Genomic DNA, 500 nt, shown 5'->3' with positions numbered 1-500 from the left:
CCCGGCGCGCCGGGCCGGGGATGTCGGTGCCGAGCAGGCCCTTGAAGCGGCGCCGCTGCATGCGGGTGAACAGCGGGCTGAGGGCGACCAGGGCGGCGAACGGGAGGGCGACGGCGACCAGGACGCCCAGGAGCGGCATCGCGGTGTCGCTGAAGACCAGCCACGGCATGCTCAACACCAACAGGGCCAGGAACTGCACGGATATGCCCGCGAGCCCGAATACCGCGTCGCGCCGCAGCCGGGTGAGCGCTGCTCGTGGCGCGGTGGGGAGTCTCATGCGCCGACCTTAGACCGCGGCCTCGGGGCCGGTCGCTGACGCCCGTACCCGGATCGGGGGTGCAACTAGTGCCACCCCCATTCGGCAACTCGCGTTACCGACAGGCGCGATCGTGCCGGGAAGGCTGGTGGCCATGCCCGAGGAGCAGCCGAGCCGAATCGGGCCGGAAGGAGATCAGCCCTGATGAGCGCCCTGTACGCCCCCACGGCCCGGGGGCCCCGGC

The 500-nt window shown here is 72.6% G+C and carries 1 pseudogene; it reads right to left on the bottom strand.

From position 1 onward, the window contains the following. A pseudogene (locus CCN51_RS51550) lies at positions 1 to 277 on the bottom strand (sensor histidine kinase); the annotation flags it as partial. Positions 278 to 500 lie beyond the last annotated feature (223 nt).

This window comes from Streptomyces milbemycinicus (assembly GCF_002154605.1).
Lineage (GTDB): Bacteria > Actinomycetota > Actinomycetes > Streptomycetales > Streptomycetaceae > Streptomyces > Streptomyces milbemycinicus.
The sequence above is the reverse complement of the archived record's forward strand: the minus strand, read 5'-3'. Positions and strand labels throughout refer to the sequence as shown.